At 47.6% G+C, this 19095-nt stretch carries 16 protein-coding genes; 3 read left to right on the top strand and 13 right to left on the bottom strand.

The features are described 5' to 3' along the window. Nucleotides 1-4: 4 nt before the first annotated feature. Nucleotides 5-517: a GNAT family N-acetyltransferase gene (locus tag AC6EJC_RS10715; RefSeq protein WP_444953950.1), complete on the bottom strand. Its 513-nt coding sequence runs from the start codon at nucleotides 515-517 to the stop codon at nucleotides 5-7. Nucleotides 518-718: 201 nt separating this feature from the next. Here AC6EJC_RS10715 and AC6EJC_RS10710 point away from each other — a divergent pair, with 201 nt between their 5' ends. Then, nucleotides 719-1447 (top strand): MBL fold metallo-hydrolase, encoded by a 729-nt coding sequence (locus AC6EJC_RS10710; protein ID WP_444953949.1) that lies wholly within the window; start codon nucleotides 719-721, stop codon nucleotides 1445-1447. Nucleotides 1448-1519: 72 nt separating this feature from the next. After that, nucleotides 1520-2608, top strand: coding sequence for a M24 family metallopeptidase (locus AC6EJC_RS10705; protein ID WP_444953948.1), 1089 nt, complete (start codon nucleotides 1520-1522; stop codon nucleotides 2606-2608). A 68-nt stretch (nucleotides 2609-2676) separates the two neighbouring features. On the opposite strand, the gene AC6EJC_RS10700 is transcribed toward AC6EJC_RS10705, so the two are convergent. From AC6EJC_RS10700 to AC6EJC_RS10680, 5 genes are all read right to left on the bottom strand, one after another. Further along, nucleotides 2677-3375 carry a queuosine precursor transporter gene (locus AC6EJC_RS10700; protein ID WP_444953947.1) on the bottom strand — a complete coding sequence of 233 codons (699 nt, stop codon included), beginning with the start codon at nucleotides 3373-3375 and terminating at the stop codon, nucleotides 2677-2679. A gap of 249 nt (nucleotides 3376-3624) precedes the next feature. Beyond that, nucleotides 3625-5022, bottom strand: a complete 1398-nt coding sequence (locus tag AC6EJC_RS10695; protein WP_444953946.1) for an L-cystine transporter — start codon at nucleotides 5020-5022, stop codon at nucleotides 3625-3627. Nucleotides 5023-5267: 245 nt separating this feature from the next. Beyond that, entirely contained in the window at nucleotides 5268-7172 is a 1905-nt protein-coding gene (locus tag AC6EJC_RS10690) for a beta-glucoside-specific PTS transporter subunit IIABC (RefSeq protein WP_444953945.1), read from the bottom strand. Nucleotides 7173-7337: 165 nt separating this feature from the next. After that, on the bottom strand, nucleotides 7338-8171 hold the full coding sequence (gene licT, locus AC6EJC_RS10685) for a BglG family transcription antiterminator LicT (protein ID WP_444953944.1): 834 nt from the start codon (nucleotides 8169-8171) through the stop codon (nucleotides 7338-7340). A 215-nt stretch (nucleotides 8172-8386) separates the two neighbouring features. Beyond that, nucleotides 8387-9613, bottom strand: coding sequence for a PTS transporter subunit EIIC (locus AC6EJC_RS10680; protein ID WP_444953943.1), 1227 nt, complete (start codon nucleotides 9611-9613; stop codon nucleotides 8387-8389). 502 nt (nucleotides 9614-10115) lie between these two features. Between AC6EJC_RS10680 and AC6EJC_RS10675 the strand changes: the two genes are divergently transcribed. Then, nucleotides 10116-11816, top strand: a complete 1701-nt coding sequence (locus AC6EJC_RS10675; protein ID WP_444953942.1) for a methyl-accepting chemotaxis protein — start codon at nucleotides 10116-10118, stop codon at nucleotides 11814-11816. Between the two features lie 95 nt (nucleotides 11817-11911). Here the strand turns inward: AC6EJC_RS10675 and AC6EJC_RS10670 are convergent, their stop codons facing one another. Genes AC6EJC_RS10670 through AC6EJC_RS10640 form a run of 7 tightly spaced genes read right to left on the bottom strand, consistent with a single transcriptional unit; the run spans nucleotide 11912 to nucleotide 18994 of the window. Further along, complete coding sequence (locus AC6EJC_RS10670) at nucleotides 11912-13528, bottom strand: cobyric acid synthase (RefSeq protein ID WP_444953941.1); 1617 nt, start codon at nucleotides 13526-13528, stop codon at nucleotides 11912-11914. Between the two features lie 38 nt (nucleotides 13529-13566). After that, nucleotides 13567-14436, bottom strand: coding sequence for an adenosylcobinamide-GDP ribazoletransferase (cobS, locus tag AC6EJC_RS10665; RefSeq protein WP_444953940.1), 870 nt, complete (start codon nucleotides 14434-14436; stop codon nucleotides 13567-13569). Continuing rightward, on the bottom strand, nucleotides 14433-14999 hold the full coding sequence (cobU, locus tag AC6EJC_RS10660; protein ID WP_444953939.1) for a bifunctional adenosylcobinamide kinase/adenosylcobinamide-phosphate guanylyltransferase: 567 nt from the start codon (nucleotides 14997-14999) through the stop codon (nucleotides 14433-14435). Before cobU ends, cobS begins: the two co-directional genes overlap by 4 nt. Further along, on the bottom strand, nucleotides 14996-16066 hold the full coding sequence (cobT, locus tag AC6EJC_RS10655; protein WP_444953938.1) for a nicotinate-nucleotide--dimethylbenzimidazole phosphoribosyltransferase: 1071 nt from the start codon (nucleotides 16064-16066) through the stop codon (nucleotides 14996-14998). The genes cobU and cobT overlap by 4 nt, the downstream gene beginning before the upstream one ends. A gap of 44 nt (nucleotides 16067-16110) precedes the next feature. Next, the gene (locus AC6EJC_RS10650; RefSeq protein ID WP_444953937.1) at nucleotides 16111-16947 is read right to left on the bottom strand and encodes an ABC transporter ATP-binding protein; all 837 of its coding nucleotides are present in this window, start codon (nucleotides 16945-16947) and stop codon (nucleotides 16111-16113) included. Further along, the gene (locus tag AC6EJC_RS10645) at nucleotides 16944-17990 is read right to left on the bottom strand and encodes a FecCD family ABC transporter permease (RefSeq protein WP_103047604.1); all 1047 of its coding nucleotides are present in this window, start codon (nucleotides 17988-17990) and stop codon (nucleotides 16944-16946) included. The genes AC6EJC_RS10650 and AC6EJC_RS10645 overlap by 4 nt, the downstream gene beginning before the upstream one ends. Continuing rightward, nucleotides 17987-18994, bottom strand: a complete 1008-nt coding sequence (locus tag AC6EJC_RS10640; protein ID WP_444953936.1) for an ABC transporter substrate-binding protein — start codon at nucleotides 18992-18994, stop codon at nucleotides 17987-17989. The genes AC6EJC_RS10645 and AC6EJC_RS10640 overlap by 4 nt, the downstream gene beginning before the upstream one ends. Nucleotides 18995-19095 lie beyond the last annotated feature (101 nt).

Genomic DNA, 19095 nt, shown 5'->3' with positions numbered 1-19095 from the left:
GCTATTATTCATCCACTCGCTTACCCAATATAGCTAAATCTCGCTCTATGCTGTCCAGCACGGCAACGCGCGGATAGTACCCCCATTGCTCAAAACCAAACTTCCGCAGCAGCGCAATACTTGGCTCATTGTGACCAAACACAAACCCCAACAACGTTGTAATTCCCAGTCTCGGACATTCATTTAGCAAGTGTTGTACCAGACGACTTCCGGTTCCCGTTCCACGAGAATCTTCATGGACATAAATGCTAATTTCTGCCGTACCGTTATAAGCTGGACGCCCATAAAAGGACTGAAGGCTGGCCCATCCGGCAATTGTACCCTTTTGTTTCAAGACCCACAAAGGCCGATGGTTTTCCTGATGAGCCTCAAACCAAGGAATACGGCTCTCCACTGTCACCGGTTCCAGGTCTGCCGTGACCATTCGTCCTGCAATCGTAGAGTTATAAATGTCCACAATATCGGGGAGATCTTCCCTGCACGCAAATTCAATGGAAAAAGATTGGTCCTTATTCATTGTTCGTATCCGCCTCCTGTTGTGGTGATTTATTTATTGTACAAGACAAGCGCCCGAACAGCCATATCGAGTTGTTTTGCGGATTAGTGACAAAGGGTTTTATAATAGAGCTTGAAGAAAAACAAAAACTGGGTTAACCGATTTAACAACATGAGACGGGAGGTATGTTTCGGAGTTCAAAGGATTCTGAAGCAGCTTAATATGAATATTGGAACTCAACTTTTGATTTTGAAAGTCCCTATGGAATCTTTTTTTGGAAAAACGACCATTTATCCTGTACTGCTCAAGGACGAGGATGGACTTACACTGATTGACACGGGAATGCTCGGCCAATTGGAGCCATTACGCAAGGCTATTACAGATGTGGGTGAGGATATCAGCCGCCTGAAGCGAATTATTTTAACACATCAGGATATTGACCATATCGGAAATGTTCATGCACTGCTGGACTTGCTGCCGAATACTGCCCTGTTAGCCCATAAGGATGACATTCCTTATATGACAGGGGAGCGACCGTTTGTGAAGCTGACGCCGGAACGGATCAATCAGTTGGATCCTGCGCTCAAGCAGCAAGCAGAGGATATGATTCGCCGCCTGCCAGATTTACGCTTTGCTCATATTCTTCAGGACGGTGAGCATCTACCCTATGGTGGAGGAATACAGATTATACATACACCCGGCCACACGCCCGGGCATATCAGCTTGTATGTGCCCGCACAAAAGCTGCTTTTGGCAGTAGATGAGCTGCTCGTAGTCGAGGGTGAACTGGTCGGTCCCGCTGAGTCGGCTACGCCGGATATGCCGCTGGCTCTGAAGAGCCTTGATAAACTGACTGTATTGGATGTTGAGAAGGTACTCTGCTACCATGGTGGTTACTATGATCAGAATGTACAGGCACGTCTGCAAACATTAAGTCAGGAAAGAGAATAAGTCATTCAAAGCTATAAATAATTATGTAATAAGAGCTATAATGAATAAATGGACAGAAAGGAATGAGACTCTATGAATGATAAAATAACCCGACTGTATGATGAACTGAAGTCGCAGTCTTGGGACGGCCTGCTTGTGACCGATCCCAAACATATTTACTACCTGACGGGCTTTGCCAGTGAGCCACATGAGCGTTTTCTTGGTCTGGTGCTGCTTCGTGATCAAGAACCTGAGCTGATCGTACCTGCCCTAGATGCAGAAGCGGCCCAAGCTGCTTCTTCTGTGACCCGTATATCCACCCACACCGATACGGACAATCCATATGATCTGCTACGCCAACGCACAGGTACCGGAGTGAAAACATTCGCGCTGGAAAAGGAACACGTCTCCGTTCTCCGTTACGAACAGCTACATACTGCCATTGGCGCGGCTCAATATGTGGACCTGGGTCCTGTGCTTCAAGAAATGCGTGTGAGAAAAACTCCTGAGGAAGTACAACGTCTGAAACATGCAGCTCGTTTGGTGGAAGATGCCCTTCGTCACGGCCTAACCCATGTGCATGAAGGGGTGACGGAAGTCGAACTGGTGGCCGAAATCGAATACCAGATGAAAAAAATCGGCGCAGATGGTCCGTCCTTTGACACTACGGTGTTGTCTGGACCCAAAACAGCCCTGCCTCATGGTGTTCCAGGTACCCGCAAGCTGCAACACGGCGATCTGCTCATGTTTGATATGGGCGTATATTCCGATGGTTATGCTTCGGATATTACGCGTACTTTTGCTTTTGGAAAGCTGTCGGCTGAGCTGGAAACGATTTACAATACGGTTCTTCGCTCGAACGAAGCCGGGATTGCCGCCATTCGCCCCGGAGTTTCCTGCGCATCTGTAGATCAGGCAGCACGGGCTGTTGTTGAAGCCGCTGGATATGGCCCTGCCTTTAACCATCGGGTTGGACACGGCCTTGGCATGAGTGTTCACGAATATCCGTCTGTACACGGAGGCAATAACGACCTGCTTCATGAAGGCTTCGTGTTCACGATCGAACCCGGCATCTACGTGCCAGGCCTCGGCGGTGTGCGGATTGAAGATGACGTCCTGGTTACCTCTGAAGGTGTTGAAGTGCTGACCTCTTTTCCGAAAGAACTGACAGTGCTGGGATAAATCCATTGCTATTCATTATATTTGTGTGTTAAAAAGTATGAAAAAAAGGAGGGGTAACCCCAAGCCCATCATGGCTTGAGGGTTAGCCCCTCCTCTTCTGCAAAGCGGAAGTTGCGTGCGATATACAAAATCGGTGTACCCGCCGCGGTCAGTACAAATTTTAAGATGTAGGTGGTGAACAATATCTCGAGCCATATCCCCCACGCATAACCGTAAAAGGCAATACTACAGAAAATGAGCGTATCTATAAACGAGCTGATCATCGTGCTGCCATTGCCGCGAATCCAGAGCTGATGACGCTCCGGGAAAAACTTGCGAATCCAGGCGTACAGACGCACGTCCAGCAATTGACTGACCGCATACGCTGTCAAGCTGGCAAGTGCAAGCCTTGGCAACAATCCGAACAGCTGTTGCATCGGTGTCTGGGCAAAATCCGTTGCAGTAGGTTGGAACAGCAGCACCATCTGCATCGTGATCGTCGTCATAATCAGAGTGAAAAAGCCGAACCACACAGCTTTACGCGCCTCTTTAGGCCCATATTTTTCATTCAGTAAGTCGCTGGCCATGTACATAGAAACATACATCGTATTTCCCAATGTTGTGGTAATGCCGAGCAGATCAATCGTTTTGGTTACCTGAATGTTGGCCAGTACAGTAGCAACACCAATCCAGGCGTACAGCCCTTTTTTACCGAACAACCGATAACATAACAAAAAGAACATAAAATTGACGAGGACAAAAGCTGCCCCCCATAACAGATTAAACATGAAATCCTCCTAGTTTTGATAGCGCGGGATGGTTGCGAACCGCGGTTCATCCGAAGCAAGCCGGAAAAACATTATTTTAATGTATCATAGATTAGGATTTGTGAACAGCTATAATTTACACTGCCATAAGCCCAACACCAAGAGCCGACCTTATGGTCGGCTCTGAGTATGGAGGTACACACTGTACGTGTTACATTTGCTATGGACGCGATATGAGACTGCATCGTACACCATCCGTTTATCGTTTACTTAGGAATGTGCCGTTGCATCCAAATCCATGCCATGATTGTTGAACACGTCTTGATCGTTCTCCTTGAGCACCTTGCCGGAAATGAGACCTGCGGTAATAGAATCATTGACATTTAACGCTGTACGTCCCATATCAATCAACGGTTCGACTGAGATGAGCAATCCAGCCAAAGCCACTGGAAGGTTCATGGTGGAAAGCACGATCAGGGAGGCGAAAGTGGCACCACCGCCTACACCCGCTACACCGAACGAGCTGACCGTAACGACCAGAATAAGCGTGAGGATAAAATCCCAGCTCGTTGGATCAATGCCCACGGTTGGAGCAATCATGACCGCCAGCATGGCCGGATAAATACCTGCACAGCCGTTTTGTCCAATGGTCGCCCCCAAGGTCGCAGACAGATTCGCGATGCCGTCGGACACGCCAAGCTTTTTCGTTTGTGTTTCAACATTTAACGGAATGGTCGCCGCACTGGAACGAGAAGTAAAAGCAAAAACCAGTGTAGGCAATACCTTTTTCACATATGTCACCGGATTGTAGCCGAACAAGGCCAGCAAAATAAGATGAATGATAAACATGACCAACAGAGCCACATACGAAGCAAGCACAAACTTGATTAGCTTCAGAATTTCATCCGGATTTGTCGTAGCTACTACTTTAGTGATCAGTGCCAAAATGCCGTAAGGCGTCAATCTCAACACCAGAGTTACAATCCGCATCACCACAGCGTACACTGCGTCGATTACTTTGCGGAAGGTTTGCGCCTGTTCCGGTTTTTTACGATCCAACCCGAGCACAGCCACCCCGATAAAGGCCGAGAAAATAACCACTGCCAGCGTCGACGTACGACGTGCCCCCGTCATATCCTCAAAAGGATTTGAAGGAATAAATTCCAGCACCTGCTGTGGAATGGTCATATCCTGAACCGTTCCAAGGCGCTCTTCCATCTTCAAGCCCTGTGCCTGCTCCTTTTCCCCGCTTTGAATCTCAATCGATTTTAGATCAAACGAAAGGCTAGTTACAATACTAACTGAAGCAGCAATTGCCGTTGTAATCAGTAGTACTGCAATAATGGACACGCTTATTTTGCCAAGGTTTTGTCTTCCCTTCAAATTCATAATAGCCGAAATAATCGACACCATGATAAGCGGAATAACGACCATTTGCAGCAAACGGACATAGCCATTACCTGCGAGGTTGAACCAATCGACCGATTTTGTAATGACCTCTGAGCCCGCCCCATAGGCGTATTGAAGAATAGCCCCGTAGACCAGCCCAAAGCCAAGTCCGGCAAATACCCTTTTCGTAAAGGAGATGTGCTTTTTCTGCATCCAGACCAACAGGCCGAGCAGCACAAGCAGCACGATTACATTTAAAATAATAAAGAAGGTATCCATATATCATTTCCTCCAAACTTAAACTTAATATGTTTTATAAAGTGGCCCTTCAATCCGAAGATTACTATATCACAAAACCAACTATTTTTGTAGGTTTTATAACATAAAATAGTTAAGCAGCTTCAGTTCTTTGGATTTTATCAAAAACGTCAAACAGCAAGCCTTCATCTTTCGAAGGCTTGCTGTTTTTTTGTCCTGAACACAACGATTAATGTTCAGCTTTTACGTATAATCTTTTGTTGTCGTTAGACGATCACTGTATATAAAAGCTCCTGTTCCTTAACTACCTTATGCTGATTTCCAGCAGGCTCTAACTCGCTAAACTGAGCTACATTCGTAACAATAACAGGTGTAATCGTTTCGTAACCAGCCTTACGGATTTCCACCAGATCAAACTCCAGCATGAGGTCGCCTACCTCCACACGATCTCCCGCTTTAACATGAGGTGTAAAATGAAGGCCTTTTAGCTTAACCGTATCCATCCCAACGTGAATGAGCATTTCAAGTCCTGAATCACTCACCAAACCTACAGCATGTCCACTTTTGGAAATGGAGAACACCGTACCTTCAACTGGGGAAACAACCCGACCTTCGGATGGTTCAATAGCCCACCCTCTGCCCATGATTTCTTGAGAAAATGCAGGGTCATTGACTTCACTGAGCGGCTTAACTTCACCCATAATCGGGCTGTATACAGGGATTTTCTCGCCTTTCGGCAGTGCGGCCACAGCAGATTGTGCCAATTCCTCAGTAACGGTGTCTCCGGCAGCATTGGTTGTTGCTTGTGGTGCTTCTTCGTTCTTTTCATCTGTAAAGCCGATCAAATAAGTAACAATTGCAGCAACCACAAATGAAATAATGAGACCCAGGATTGCGTACAAGAAAGTCGGTCCAATAAACATCGCCACACCAGGCAAACCAACCAATCCACCCATGACATACGCTTTTGTACCAAACAAGCTCATGAAGCCCCCGCCGACGGCTCCCCCGATGAGCGCTGCGGTAAATGGTTTTTTAAACCTCATATTTACACCATACATTGCAGGCTCGGTTACACCCATAATAGCTGTCAAGCTCGTGGAGAAAGCCACTGTTTTGACTTTGGCATTTTTGGATTTTAAGAATACACCGAGTGCAGCACCAGCCTGAGCCAGGTTGGCTGCTCCCATAATCGGAATCATATAGTCAAAGCCCAACGTTGCAATAGAACCGATCATAATAGGAACCAATGCGTAGTGCATACCTGTCATAATAATCAGGGAGAAGGTACCGCCTAGCAGCAGACCTGCAAGTGCACCTGTATTTTCAAACAACCAAGAGATACCGCCTGACAGGCCATTACCAATAATGGAGCCCAACGGTCCTACAGCAATCAACGTCAAAGGTACAATAATCAATAGAGTCAGTGTCGGAACAACAAGCAACTTCAGTGATGCATGTGTATACTTATCAATGAATTTTTCAACATAGGACGCCAGCCAGACAGCGATAACGATTGGAATAACGGTCGAAGAATAAGTGGCCGCTGTCACCGGAAGACCGATAAAGCTAACCTTCACATTAGATGCCAGTAATGCTGTAATCGTCGGGTGCAAAATGGAAGCTCCTATCGCCGCCGCGATAAACATATTACTGCCGAGTTTTCTAGCAGCACTCACAGCCAGAATAATAGGCAGGAAGTAGAACGCGCCGTCACCAATTGCCGCTAAAATCGTATAGGTTTGGCTCTTATCAGACATCCAGTTCATTGCTACTAAAAGAGCAATGATCCCTTTGATCATACCTGCGCCGGTGATCGCCGGCAAAATAGGTGTAAACATACCAGCAATAAAATCAAACAGTTTGCTGATTGGGTTTTGTTTTTTCTTGGATACATTGCTTTCGCCTGTTTCACTTTGTGGCGCCTTGGACATGTTGCTCACCAACGATTTGTACACGTTAGCTACATCATTACCGATAATAACCTGAAACTGGCCGCCACTTTCCATAACTCCCATGACGCCATCCGTTTTTTGCAGCTGCTCTTTCTGAGCTTTCTTATCATCATGAAGGTTGAAGCGCAGACGGGTCATGCAGTGAACTACCTGCTCAACATTCTCTTCACCACCGACCAATGTAAGTATTTCTTTGGATAATTGATTTCGATCCATGAGGTATTCCTCTTTTCTTTAAAGGTATAAAACGCGTAAATTGGCAATAAAAAAACCTGAATACAGAAAGCAGACAGCTTTATAAAAAGCCAATCTTCTTTCAGCATTCAGGTTTTGCCTTCTGGTTTAGAAGTAGCAATCCTAAAACCCTGATCCTACATGAAATCATTGATTTTTAATGATACGCTCGATATGAATGGTGAGATACAACATCTCATCCTGGGACAAGCTTCGACCATAGATTTTAGTCGTATAATCTCTTATTTTTTCCGCACAGGCGTAAGCATTCTTATACTGAACCTTAACCATATCATGAAGGGAATTATCTGTATTTTGTACAGGAGTCCCGTTCATTACCCGTTGAGCAAAAAATTTGAGATGTGTTATAAAGCGGTAATAGCTTAACGACTCTTCATCCAGATCCATTACAAAAAAGCGACTTACAATATTTATGATATCCTTGACAATGTTAGTCAGGGTTATCGTTTCGCGCATTTCGCTGTTAAGCTGTGCATTCACCAAATGTAAGGCGATAAACGCTCCTTCATCATCCGGAAGTGTAACTCCCAGCTTGTCCTGAATCATGTGCAATGCTTTGGTCCCAATCGCGAATTCCTTGCGGTACATTCGTTTGATTTCCCAGTAAAGTGCATTTTTGATATCCATACCCAAACGATAACGCTCTATGGCAAAATGGATATGATCCGTCAGCGAAATATAGATGCTGTCATGCAACTCTACACCAAGTATCGTTTTGGCATATTGGATGATTTCATCAGAAATTTCAACATATTCAATAGGGATATCAGACATCAGGGTCATCAGTTTGCGGGAAACCTCGGTACTTTCAAGCTTGAAAATTTTCTCGATTTTCCCCTCTTCAATCTCATCGCCTGTACTTTTCTTAAAAGCAATTCCTCTTCCCATAATGACTAATTCTTTCTGCTGTTCATCAATGACCGTTACGACGTTATTATTCAGCACCTTTGCTATCTTCATTCCATCACCTTAAGCCGCTTGGAGTAGTAAAAAAAGGCAAAACCAAAACTGACACTCAGTGTCTGCTTATGGTTTTGCCCGATACGCTCAGTAACAATCCACGATTGTGCAGTTTTGAATAACTGCCACCATAATATCATATAAGAAATGAGCTGACAAGATTTTTTTGTAAACACTTTCATGAGGCTTTTGGGCGTTGGCACACCTTAGCTGTCTTAGTTCTTTTCCACAACTGAATCCGAGGAAACACTCATGCCGGATGCGTATGCTACTTGCGAATGCCCATCTTTTTCATCCACAAAGCCCATAAAATACGTAATTACGCCAGCCGTAACAAACGAAATCAGTATGCCCACAATAGCGTATACAAGCGTGGTATCAGAAAATAAAGGTAAGCTGAGCAACCCAGCTGAGGCACCAATAGCAGTAAGCTCCGTTTCAAACAGACACATACAAGCCCCACCAACGGCTCCACCGATCATAACTGCTATTAACGGTTTTTTGAAACGGATATTGACACCATACATGGCCGGTTCAATGATTCCCAGCATGGCCAACAAACCTGTGGACGCAGCCAGTGTTTTGACTTTGGCATTTTTGGATTTAACACATACGCCAAATGTTGCGCCAGCCTGAGCGAAAGCCGCTGCAACTGCCACTGGAAAAATATGATCGTAACCCAATGTTGTAAGCGAGCTGATCATAATCGGTAGCATTATATATTGCATACCTGCAATAATAAGCAAAGACATCGTGCCTCCGAGCAACAGCCCTGCAAACACTCCTGCATTGTCAAACAACCAGCCTAGTCCTTCGGATAAATGTTGACCGAGATAACTCCACAGTGGTCCGAAAGCGAACACCATCAAAGGTATAGTGATCATCAGTGTCAAAGTCGGGACAGCCATTAATTTAAGTGAATAAGGGATATATCTGTCGAACCATTTTTCGACATACGATGCTATCCAGACGACAACAAGTATTAGTATTATAGATGAAGCAGATTGCGGGTCTATAACTGACAGACCAGCAAAACGGACCTCCTCACCGGACTGGAGCAAACTTGTTAGTTGGGGATGGAATACGGATGCTGCGATGGCTGCCGCAACAAACACATTGCTGCGCAGCCTTCTTGCCGCACTTGCCGCAACAAAAATAGGTAGAAAATAAAATATCCCATCGCTGATAGCCATTAAAATAGTATATACCTGCGGATCAGACAACAATAAACCGAAGGACATTAAAACTAATATAATTACCTTAATCATTCCCGCACCAATCATTGCCGGCAAGATTGGGGTGAATACGCCTGATACAAAATCTAATAGGCGACTTATCGGATTTCTCCTTGTGGCAGCTTTGGGGCTACCGGAAGTCGGTACCTTTTTATCTTCTCCTTCTACCTGCGAAATTATTTGTTTGGAAAGTAGTTCCTGATTCATAACAGCCTTTTTCTCCTTTTATATGTATGTTGAAGACTTCATTCGAACTTACTAAAACAAGCTTAAAAGAAGCATGTAAAACGCACCATTCCTTATACTACTTATATTACTTCTTTTTTACAATAGTTTTAAAAGTAGGCGTGAGATACTCGTTTTCGTGCTTTAATAATTCACATCAAACTTACATCTAAATACCCAAGACCATAGTTGTATATTTTTTGTTTGTTTTTGGGCAAATATGACTATTCAACCGCCCGTTAATTATGTAAAATAGGTCTAACCTACTTTTTAGTAAATCATGGATTACTTCCCTTTCTCATTCTTGTCTCTTGAGTACAGCTGAAATTATACATAGAATCCGAACATTTTCAGTCTTTCCTTCAAGCAAAGAAAGGAAAACAAGTAGATCATGGCGTGTCTAGTATCGCAACGGACAAGCTGCCTATATCAAGCAGGGGAATTCGTCTATTTTTTATTACCATCATGTGAGAGGAGAATTTTCATGAAGCGTTTTAATCGTTCCATTGGCGCGAGATTGAGAGTTATGTTTTTATTAATTCAGCTCTTTGCGTCCCTTCTGTTCAGCATCAGTTTTTATGCAGTATCCATGAGTATCATTAATAACAGTGTCATGCCTCAAGTAGACCAATTGCTAGAAACTGGAGCCAAAAATGTGTATCAGGATCTCAATATTTCCTTAGCTGTTCAGGCTGGGCAAGGAAGCGGTTCTGATTCCGGCTCCGCTATACAGATGGAATCTTATCTTCAGGACAAGGTCGACACCCTCAAATTAGAATCGGCATATATCGCGGTAGTAAAGGATGGTAAGGCCGAAGTTGTCACACGAAATGTAAAATCAGTATATAAGGTCAAGGATGTACTCGTTCCTGTAGAGCATATTAAAAAAGCAAAACAAGGCGAGATGAATATCAGTGACATTTATAGCGACTCGTACGGAGTACACAAAACCGCCTTCTTTGCCATATCGGGCAGTAATCTGGTTCTTGGTGTGAACGAAGATGTCGGATTCGTACAGGAAAAATCCCAACAAATTTTATGGATTTGCATAGGTATTACACTGGCAACGCTCCTGCTGGGCGGAATTATTTCTACCCTCGTCATACGTAAAGTTGTGGAGCCCATTGCTGAATTGGTTCGTCATAGTGAAAAAATTGCTCAAGGTGATCTTTCACAAGAAGCGAAGATTCATGGGGTCAATGAAATTGCGCAACTTGCTCGCAGCTTCCAATCTATGTCTCATAACCTGAAAGAAATGATCGGACATGTGCTTTCTACATCCGGTGCGGTTGTAAAAGGCTCGGACGAGCTGCTTCGTCGGACTGAAGCTATGAGTGTAAAAGTGCAGGACTCTACGGTTGCCGCTGAGGAAGTAGCAAAGGGCAGTACCAGCATAGCTTCTGCTGCTGCTGAAAATGCACAGGCTATGGAGGAAATCGCTCAAGGTGTTCAGCACATCGCCTCCTCTGCCAATGATGTATCCGATCAAATCAGTGAAGCGACGAAAGAAACCGTTAACGGTAATACGCTCGCTCAAAAAGCTGTAGCTCAAATGTCACAGGTAGGACATGCTGCCGATGAGTCGCTTCGATACATCCATAGTATGAATGAACGCTCAGAAGCCATTGGTAGCATCGTTTCTGCTATTTTCGATATTACGAAGCAGATTCAAATGTTGTCCCTGAATGCCTCCATTGAGGCTGCACGCGCGGGCGAACATGGACGGGGCTTCGCCGTAGTAGCCGGAGAAGTACGCAAGCTCGCTGAGCAATCTAAAGAAGCCACGCAGGAAATTTCCGACTATTTGGTTACCATTCAGGAAGTATCGCAGCAATCCGTGGACTCTGTGACCCAAGTTAGTCGTGAAATTCATTCGGGAACGGAAATAGTTCAACAAGCGAGCTCAGCCTTTAACCAGTTAAGTGAGCTCATGCAAAAGATCAATGCTACAATTCAAACAGTATCCGCAGCAACGGAGCAAGTATCCGCCAGCTCGGAGGAAGTATCTGCTTCCGTGGAAGAGACAGCTCTTATCGCTGCCAATGCACAGCATATGATTCAGGAAATCGGTTTAAATGCCGAAGAGCAACTGAATGAAATGGAAAGCCACAGCGAGGTTGTTCGCCAATTAAGCAAACAAGCAACCGAACTGCAAAAAGCGGTTCAAAAATTTAAAATTACGTAAGCTAATACAATAAAAGAGGTATCTCTCCGTCACGAAAATGGCTGTAGAGATACCTCTTTATTTTTAAAAGCGATTTAAATGATCATCCATGAAGTTTAATTCATCCCCATAATACGATAAATTTGCTCCATATCCAAATGAGCCCGTACCACCTCTGCGACACGGTCAAACTCTCGTTCCTTGGCTTCACGTACAGTAAAAGTGCTATCCAAAGGTGCCAAGCCCTTGGCTTGTCTCAATCCATCCAACCAGGACCGGCGAAAACGGTCATTATCAAACACACCGTGCAAATAGGTTCCCCATACTTTACCGTCTGTCGTACCCCAGCCTTCCTCAAAAGCGGTTCCTTCGCCACGCCGGATATGGAATAATGTTTTCATTTCTTTTGAGTCTAAAGTCCTATCTGTAGGTGTGTGTGGTTCCATAACATACTCCGTAACGCCCATATGTATTTCATAGCCTTCAATGATTGGCTCGGAGGCAGAACCCGAATCAGACGCAGTGCTTAGCAAAAGCGGGCAATGATTAGACAGAATCCCTTGTACGCGTACGGTTTGCTTTTCCTTTAAGAAGGTCGTGGATAGAGCCAGCCAACCTAACCCTTCTGCCTGCTGCGGCAACCCAGATTCGACCGCTTCGGGATCAAATAGCGCTGTACCCAGCATCTGATAGCCTCCACAAATGCCGACCAGCTGCGTGCGTCCCGTCTTCATTGCCTGCCGAATGTCCTCCTCCAGACCTCTTTCACGCAATTCCAGCAGGTCTCCGATGGTGTCTTTGGTTCCCGGTAAAATAATGGCGTCCGGCACGCCCAATTGTCCGGCTTCTGTGACATAACGAACGCTCACATCCGGCTCTGCGGCCAAAGCATCCGTGTCCGTAAAATTGGAAATCCGCGGATATCGAATCACCGCAATATCCAGTTCTTTATCCTTTGCTGATCGCTTGGGCTTCTTGTCCAGTACTACCGAATCCTCTGCTTCAATGCGAATGTCTGGTAAATAGGGCAATACACCGAGTACAGGAATGCCTGTCCGTTCTTCCAGCCAGTCTAATCCCGGTTGAAGCAGAGACAGATCGCCTCTGAATTTGTTAATGACAAATCCGCGTATACGCTGTACTTCATGTGGTTCCAGCAACTCGATGGTTCCTACCAGAGAGGCAAAAACACCGCCACGGTCGATATCTGAAATAAGCAACACTGGAGCATCCGCCCAGCCTGCAAGGTTCATATTTACAATATCGCGGTCCTTTAAATTAATCTCTGCCGGGCTGCCTGCCCCTTCCATAAGTACAATATCATAGGTATCACGCAACCGATTCAGAGCATCCATGACGGTCTGCTTGGCTTTTGGCAAAAAATCCTTCCGATAATCGGAGGCGCTCATATAGGCATAAGGTACACCGTGTACAACAATTTGTGAGTGCATATCCTTGACCGGCTTAATCAGAATCGGATTCATGTCGGTCGTCGCCTCAATACCGCAGGCTTCGGCCTGTACACCCTGAGCACGTCCAATTTCCTTGCCGTCCTCGGTAACATAAGAGTTTAACGCCATATTTTGTGACTTAAACGGTGCTGGACGATAGCCGTCCTGCGTAAAGATACGGCACAGCACAGTCGTCACCACACTTTTGCCCACATCCGACGCTGTTCCTTGAAGCATCAATACGGCTCCCGGGTTCGTGCAGGGCGGTTCGAAAGTTGACAATTGCCTCTTCCCCTTTAACGAATTCATTTCAAATCTGATCACAACCCGTACAAAATTACAATAAACAGCAACAAAACAGTCTCCAGCAATTCGTTCAAGGCTCCGTAAATATCACCCGTCAGCCCGCCTAAACGGCGGTTAACACGATTTGCCGCGAAGGTTCCAGCACCATAAGCCAACAAGGGTAGCAGCACAAAGCCTATCCAGATTGGAAGGTCCTCGGAATACAAAAGGAACGTTCGTATGTATGCTCCTGCCATCGACGAATCCCCTATGCCACCTGTTCCCATAGGCAACGCAGCAAGGAAATATTGTCCTAAGGTCGCACCCATAGTCACCAGAACAGCCCAGAATACGGCCAATCCGACGCGGCCACCACTCATATCAGCAAAACGCGAGGCCAGTCCATCATCGTTACGGGCTTTAGGCCAGCGCTTCATCGCATGCACCATAAACCAGCGGCTCCAAACCATCGGAAGCAGCAACAAGCCGGACAGATCCCGTTCAACCAGCACCGTATACAGCAAAGAAGCCTTAAACATGAGTAGCAACACACAAGCAATAACGCCCATCGCTCCTACACGGCTATCCTTCATAATCTCCAGCATCCGCTCACGGGATCGGTAGCTGAACAAGGCATCAGCCGCATCCATCCACCCGTCCAAATGCAATCCGCCCGTCAACCAGACCCAGACAACAAGAGTAAGAATCGCACACGGCAACGGCGGCAGCACCATAGAAGTAAGCGCCGCAGAGCCCCAGACGATGATGCCAATGACCGCTCCAACCAGCGGATAATAGCTTGCACTGCGTTTAAGCAAATGCGGGGAAAAATCCAGTTCCGCCTTGACCGGGAGACGGGATAAAAATTGAAATGCCGCAGCAACAGCCTGACGTTCGCGGCTCATAGCTTATATTCCAACTGTTTGAGTTCTACGGGAATGCCCGCCGTCACCAAAAATACTTCATCACAAAGACGGGCAATCCGCTGATTCATAACCCCGCTCAAATCCCGGTACAGCCTACCGAGCGGATATTCGGGCACAATACCGTCACCGACCTCGTTGGTTACGATGACGAGCGGCCCTGGATACTGCTCCACAGCTGACGCCAGTTCATCAATGGCGGCTCTGGACGCAGCTTCGCCGTCCTCGCCTGCGGCCAGCAGCACGTTCGACAGCCACAGGGTCAGGCAGTCGACCAGCACCATAGGCGAGGATGATGGCTGCGACGCTTGATCACCGCCAAGCCGTCGCAGCAGCTCAGGCAGCGCCTGCGCTTCCTCCAGCGTCTGCCAGTCGTACCCGGCAGACTCGCGCTGGACCCGATGAAGGGCGATGCGCTCCTTCATCTCCATGTCATAGGCTTGCGCCGTTGCAATGTAGCAGGCGCCAGGCGCGCGCGACATGCATAATCGCTCGGCAAAGTCGCTTTTCCCGCTGCGTGCCCCGCCGGTCACGAGCGCTTTCATCGCTGCGCGGCTCCCTGACCGTCCGATACGCCTGCATCGGCAAAGGTCGCCATTTCGCGCATAATGCGGCACGCCGCATCAATCAGGTGCAAGCTAAGCGCACCGCCTGTGCCCTCCCCGAGCCGCATGTCCAAATGAAGCATGGGCTCCAGCTTGAGCTGGCGGAGCACCGCCGCGTGTCCGCGCTCGTCCGAAGCGTGCGAAGCAAGCATGTACGCAGCGCTTGCAGGCGCAAGTGCACGCGCTGCGAGGGCAGCTGCGCCTGAAATAAAGCCGTCCAGCACAACTGGACAGCGATGTGCGGCTGCGCCGAGGATGACGCCTGCCAAGGCGGCAATCTCCAGACCGCCAACCTTAGTGAGCACGTCGAGCGCATCATTTGCATCTGGCTGGTTCACCTCCAATGCGCGGCAGACAACCGATATTTTACGGGTAAGCCCCGCCATATCTACACCCGTCCCCCGGCCTACGATAACTTCCGGCTCTAGCCCGGTAAGAGCACATACGACCGCAGCGCTGGCTGTCGTATTCCCGATGCCCAGCTCTCCGGTAACGAATAGCCGTGTGCCACCTTTGACCGCTTCTGCTACGGCTTCAGCTCCGGCCAAAACCGCCTGTTCCGCTTCCGTACGCAGCATCGCTGGCCCTTTAGCTATATTCGAAGTACCCATGCGCACCTTACGGTCCACCAGATTCGCGTGAGCGACATCCGCATTCACGCCAACATCTACCACCTTGACATCTGCGCCCGCATGACGTGCCAGCACATTAATTGCCGCGCCACCTGACAACATGTTATACAGCATTTGCTGCGTAACCTCAGCCGGAAAGGCGCTGACTCCCTCTTCACACACCCCGTGATCCGCAGCCATGACCATAACCGTTTTACGATCAAATTCAGGCTTGTCCACTCCTGTTATTCCTGCTAGCTGAATGGCCAAACTCTCCAACTTTCCCAGACTTCCCGGTGGCTTCGTTAATTGGTCCAAATGTGCTGAAGCTGCCGAGGCCGCCGCTCCATCCGGCTGGGCAATGCTATCGATCAGCTGACGCAGCTTGTCGTTCATACCTTCCACTCCCTGCTCTTTTTTATAATATGTTTCACAATCTCCTATTGATCAGCTGTATCCGGAGCGCTCCTGCGCAGCAAGAGCTGCGGTACGCCGCTATCGGGATGCGGAAGCATCACTGGCTCAACACCGTATACACGTCGAATCCGATCCTCAGTTAATAACTTCGATGAAGCTCCCAATCCTTCAACCATTCCATCCTTGAGTACGAGCAAATCGTCACAAAACTGGGCCGTTAAATTAAGGTCATGCAGGACAGCAATGATCGTCACACCCGTTTCTTGGCGCCATTCTGCCAGCAGTTCCATAAATTCAAGCTGATAGCGCAAATCCAAATAGGTCGTAGGCTCGTCCAGCAGCAATAACTGTGGCTCCTGCACCATCACCTTTGCCAAAGCTACACGCTGTCGCTGTCCCCCGCTCAAGCGGTCCAATGCTCTGTCCGCCAGTGAGGTAAGACCCAATCGCTCTAGCACGCGATCCGTGATCGCCTCCACATCAACACCCTTTTCCCTGCCTAACCAGTCCTGATGAGGAAAACGTCCCATTTCTACGACTTCCCTGACGGTGTATCCCACGGGAGGAAGCCCTTCCTGTTGGAGTACGGCTACAAGTCGGGAAAGCTCTTTTCTGCTGTAGCTACCGACTCTTTTGCCATAGATATGAACGTTGCCCGAAGTTGGCTGATCTACACCGGAAAGCAAATGCAGCAAGGTCGATTTTCCACTCCCGTTCGGACCAATGATTCCCCACCAAGCTCCTTCGTCTACGCTCCAGCTTATATTCTTCAGCGCATGGAACTCTCCATAGGCACGGGTCAGGCCCACTACCTCCAATGCCCGATTACGCACCTTCTGTGATTCACTTTGTTCGGTCACAGCAGTTCCCCCCTGCGCAGCTTCTTGTTCCGGTACAGGAGATATGCGAAGAACGGTGCTCCAACAAAGGCCGTCATCACGCCCAGAGGAATTTCCGTTGGGGCTAACAACGTGCGAGCCGCCGTATCTGCCCAAGCCATAAAAATAGCTCCACCGAGCGCAGATAACGGAACAATCATCCGGTAATCAGGACCTGTCACCAGACGGATGATATGCGGTACAACGAGTCCCACAAAGCCAATCACTCCACATACCGAGACAGCGGCAGCTGTCAGTAGCGTGGATATGATCAGAACGGATAGCTTCGTCGCATCTACATGAACTCCCATGTGAGCCGCCTGACGTTCACCCAAAGCCAGAATATTCAGCACCCGTGCCCGGTTCCATAAAAACACCAGCCCTATGACCACGTAAGGTAAAAGGATTCCTGTATATGACCAACCACGCAGACTAAGACTTCCCATCGTCCAATACAATATTTCATTGACCGTCTCCTTCGACATGGCTGTCAGAAAAGAAACAACCGCTCCCAGAAAAGATTGCATCACCACACCCGACAAAATGAGACTTTGTGTCGGAATTTTCCCACCTTCCCGTGCCAGTGTCAGCACCATCCACAGCGTCAGCATTCCGGTCGTAAACGCCACTAGCGGCAGCGTCCATATGCCAACAAATGAAAATTGAAGGCCCCAATAAATCAGCACCGCCGCTCCTACCGAAGCACCTGAGGATACCCCCAGTGTATATGGATCAGCCAAAGGATTGCGCAGCACACCCTGAAATCCGGCTCCCGCCAGCGCCAGCGCTGCGCCTACCAACATTCCCAGTAACACTCGTGGCAATCTGACCTTCAAAATAATCTGCTCTGAGGATGTATTCCAATCCGGTGTAAACGTATCGCCTAACCACGGAAGGTGGTTAACCAGAATGCCCGTGATCTGGCTGACCGGAAGCTTGGCCGAGCCGATGCCAAGACAGAGTAGCAGCGTCAGCAACAGCAGGACAAGACCTGTCCCTCCAAAGCCGATCAGTTTACGATTCATTTGAAAATTTCAGGATAAACGCCCTTGGCCACTTCCTTGAGACCTTCCGTTACGCGTGGACCCGGACGACTGATCAAATTATCATCCACGGCAAACACCCGGTTGTGGCGAACAGCCGATATTTGATCCCATCCACTGCGAGCTTTAATGATTTCGCCGAGTGTTTGACCAGTTTTGTCGTCCTTGACACTTTTGCTGTACAAAATCACGTCAGGGTTCGCAGCAATAATATTTTCCTCACTAATTTGGTACCACCCCTTCTGCGTGGCACCTACATTTTCGCCGCCCGCCAACGTAATCAGCTCGTCCATAAACTCGCCTTTACCAACCGTCCAGCCTGGTGAAAACTCGACGTATACCCGCAGCTTCTGCCCTTTACCGATATTTTTAATTCCTTCTTTCACTTCCGCTACATCTGCTCTCATCTTGTCAGTCACCGCTCTCGCTTCTTTCTGATGATCGGTGATTTTCCCATACAATTCGATGTTAGCTATGACATCTTCGATCGTTTTCGGTTCCGTTTTAAAAATCATAATTCCCATATCACGCAGCTTGGTCGTAGCCTGTTCACTAAGTGAGATCCCTGCAAAAACGACTTCCGGGTTTGCAGCAATGATCGCCTCTTCGTTCGGTTTCATAATACCGCCCACTTTTGGCTTTTTCGTAGCTGCTTCCGGATAATCAGAGTAGTCGGAGACGCCGACAATTTCCTTATCCAGCCCGATAGCGAACAGCGCCTCGGTTTCTGCCGGGGAGACGGAAACGATTTTATCCGGTGCTTTTTTGAATGTAAATTCCTGTCCTGTGGCATCCTTAACCGTTAGCGGGTAAACCGTTTTGCCTGGAGGCTCTTGTGCGGTTACTGTCTGTCCCGGTTGCTGGGAAGAAGCCTGCCCCTCTTTATTTTCAGCATTCTTTCCATTAGCGCCACATGCACTCAGCACAACTGCCAAAATCAGAGCCAATAGACCTGTTGTCCAAACCTTTATTTTTTTTCCTGCCATGATTAGCACCCCTTCATAAAAAAATCGTTAAGAGCGTCACTTGAACATCATCCGATATCTTCTAACCCAGCCTTCTTTTCCTATCAAAAAACCCCCGCATC

The organism is Paenibacillus sp. TY11, from assembly GCF_059772165.1.
This window is presented reverse-complemented; position numbering and strand designations above follow the sequence as displayed.

Bases quoted from the DNA above. Each gene is read 5' to 3' on its own strand.
- AC6EJC_RS10690 (WP_444953945.1), bottom strand. From the start codon at position 7,172: ATGGATCGAAATCAATTATCCAAAGAAATACTTACATTGGTCGGTGGT.
- licT (WP_444953944.1), bottom strand. From the start codon at position 8,171: ATGAAGATAGCAAAGGTGCTGAATAATAACGTCGTAACGGTCATTGAT.
- AC6EJC_RS10710 (WP_444953949.1), top strand. From the start codon at position 719: ATGAATATTGGAACTCAACTTTTGATTTTGAAAGTCCCTATGGAATCT.
- cobS (WP_444953940.1), bottom strand. From the start codon at position 14,436: ATGAGCCGCGAACGTCAGGCTGTTGCTGCGGCATTTCAATTTTTATCC.
- AC6EJC_RS10700 (WP_444953947.1), bottom strand. From the start codon at position 3,375: ATGTTTAATCTGTTATGGGGGGCAGCTTTTGTCCTCGTCAATTTTATG.
- AC6EJC_RS10695 (WP_444953946.1), bottom strand. From the start codon at position 5,022: ATGGATACCTTCTTTATTATTTTAAATGTAATCGTGCTGCTTGTGCTG.
- AC6EJC_RS10715 (WP_444953950.1), bottom strand. From the start codon at position 517: ATGAATAAGGACCAATCTTTTTCCATTGAATTTGCGTGCAGGGAAGAT.
- AC6EJC_RS10705 (WP_444953948.1), top strand. From the start codon at position 1,520: ATGAATGATAAAATAACCCGACTGTATGATGAACTGAAGTCGCAGTCT.
- AC6EJC_RS10640 (WP_444953936.1), bottom strand. From the start codon at position 18,994: ATGGCAGGAAAAAAAATAAAGGTTTGGACAACAGGTCTATTGGCTCTG.
- cobT (WP_444953938.1), bottom strand. From the start codon at position 16,066: ATGAACGACAAGCTGCGTCAGCTGATCGATAGCATTGCCCAGCCGGAT.
- AC6EJC_RS10680 (WP_444953943.1), bottom strand. From the start codon at position 9,613: ATGAATCAGGAACTACTTTCCAAACAAATAATTTCGCAGGTAGAAGGA.
- AC6EJC_RS10675 (WP_444953942.1), top strand. From the start codon at position 10,116: ATGAAGCGTTTTAATCGTTCCATTGGCGCGAGATTGAGAGTTATGTTT.
- AC6EJC_RS10645 (WP_103047604.1), bottom strand. From the start codon at position 17,990: ATGAATCGTAAACTGATCGGCTTTGGAGGGACAGGTCTTGTCCTGCTG.
- cobU (WP_444953939.1), bottom strand. From the start codon at position 14,999: ATGAAAGCGCTCGTGACCGGCGGGGCACGCAGCGGGAAAAGCGACTTT.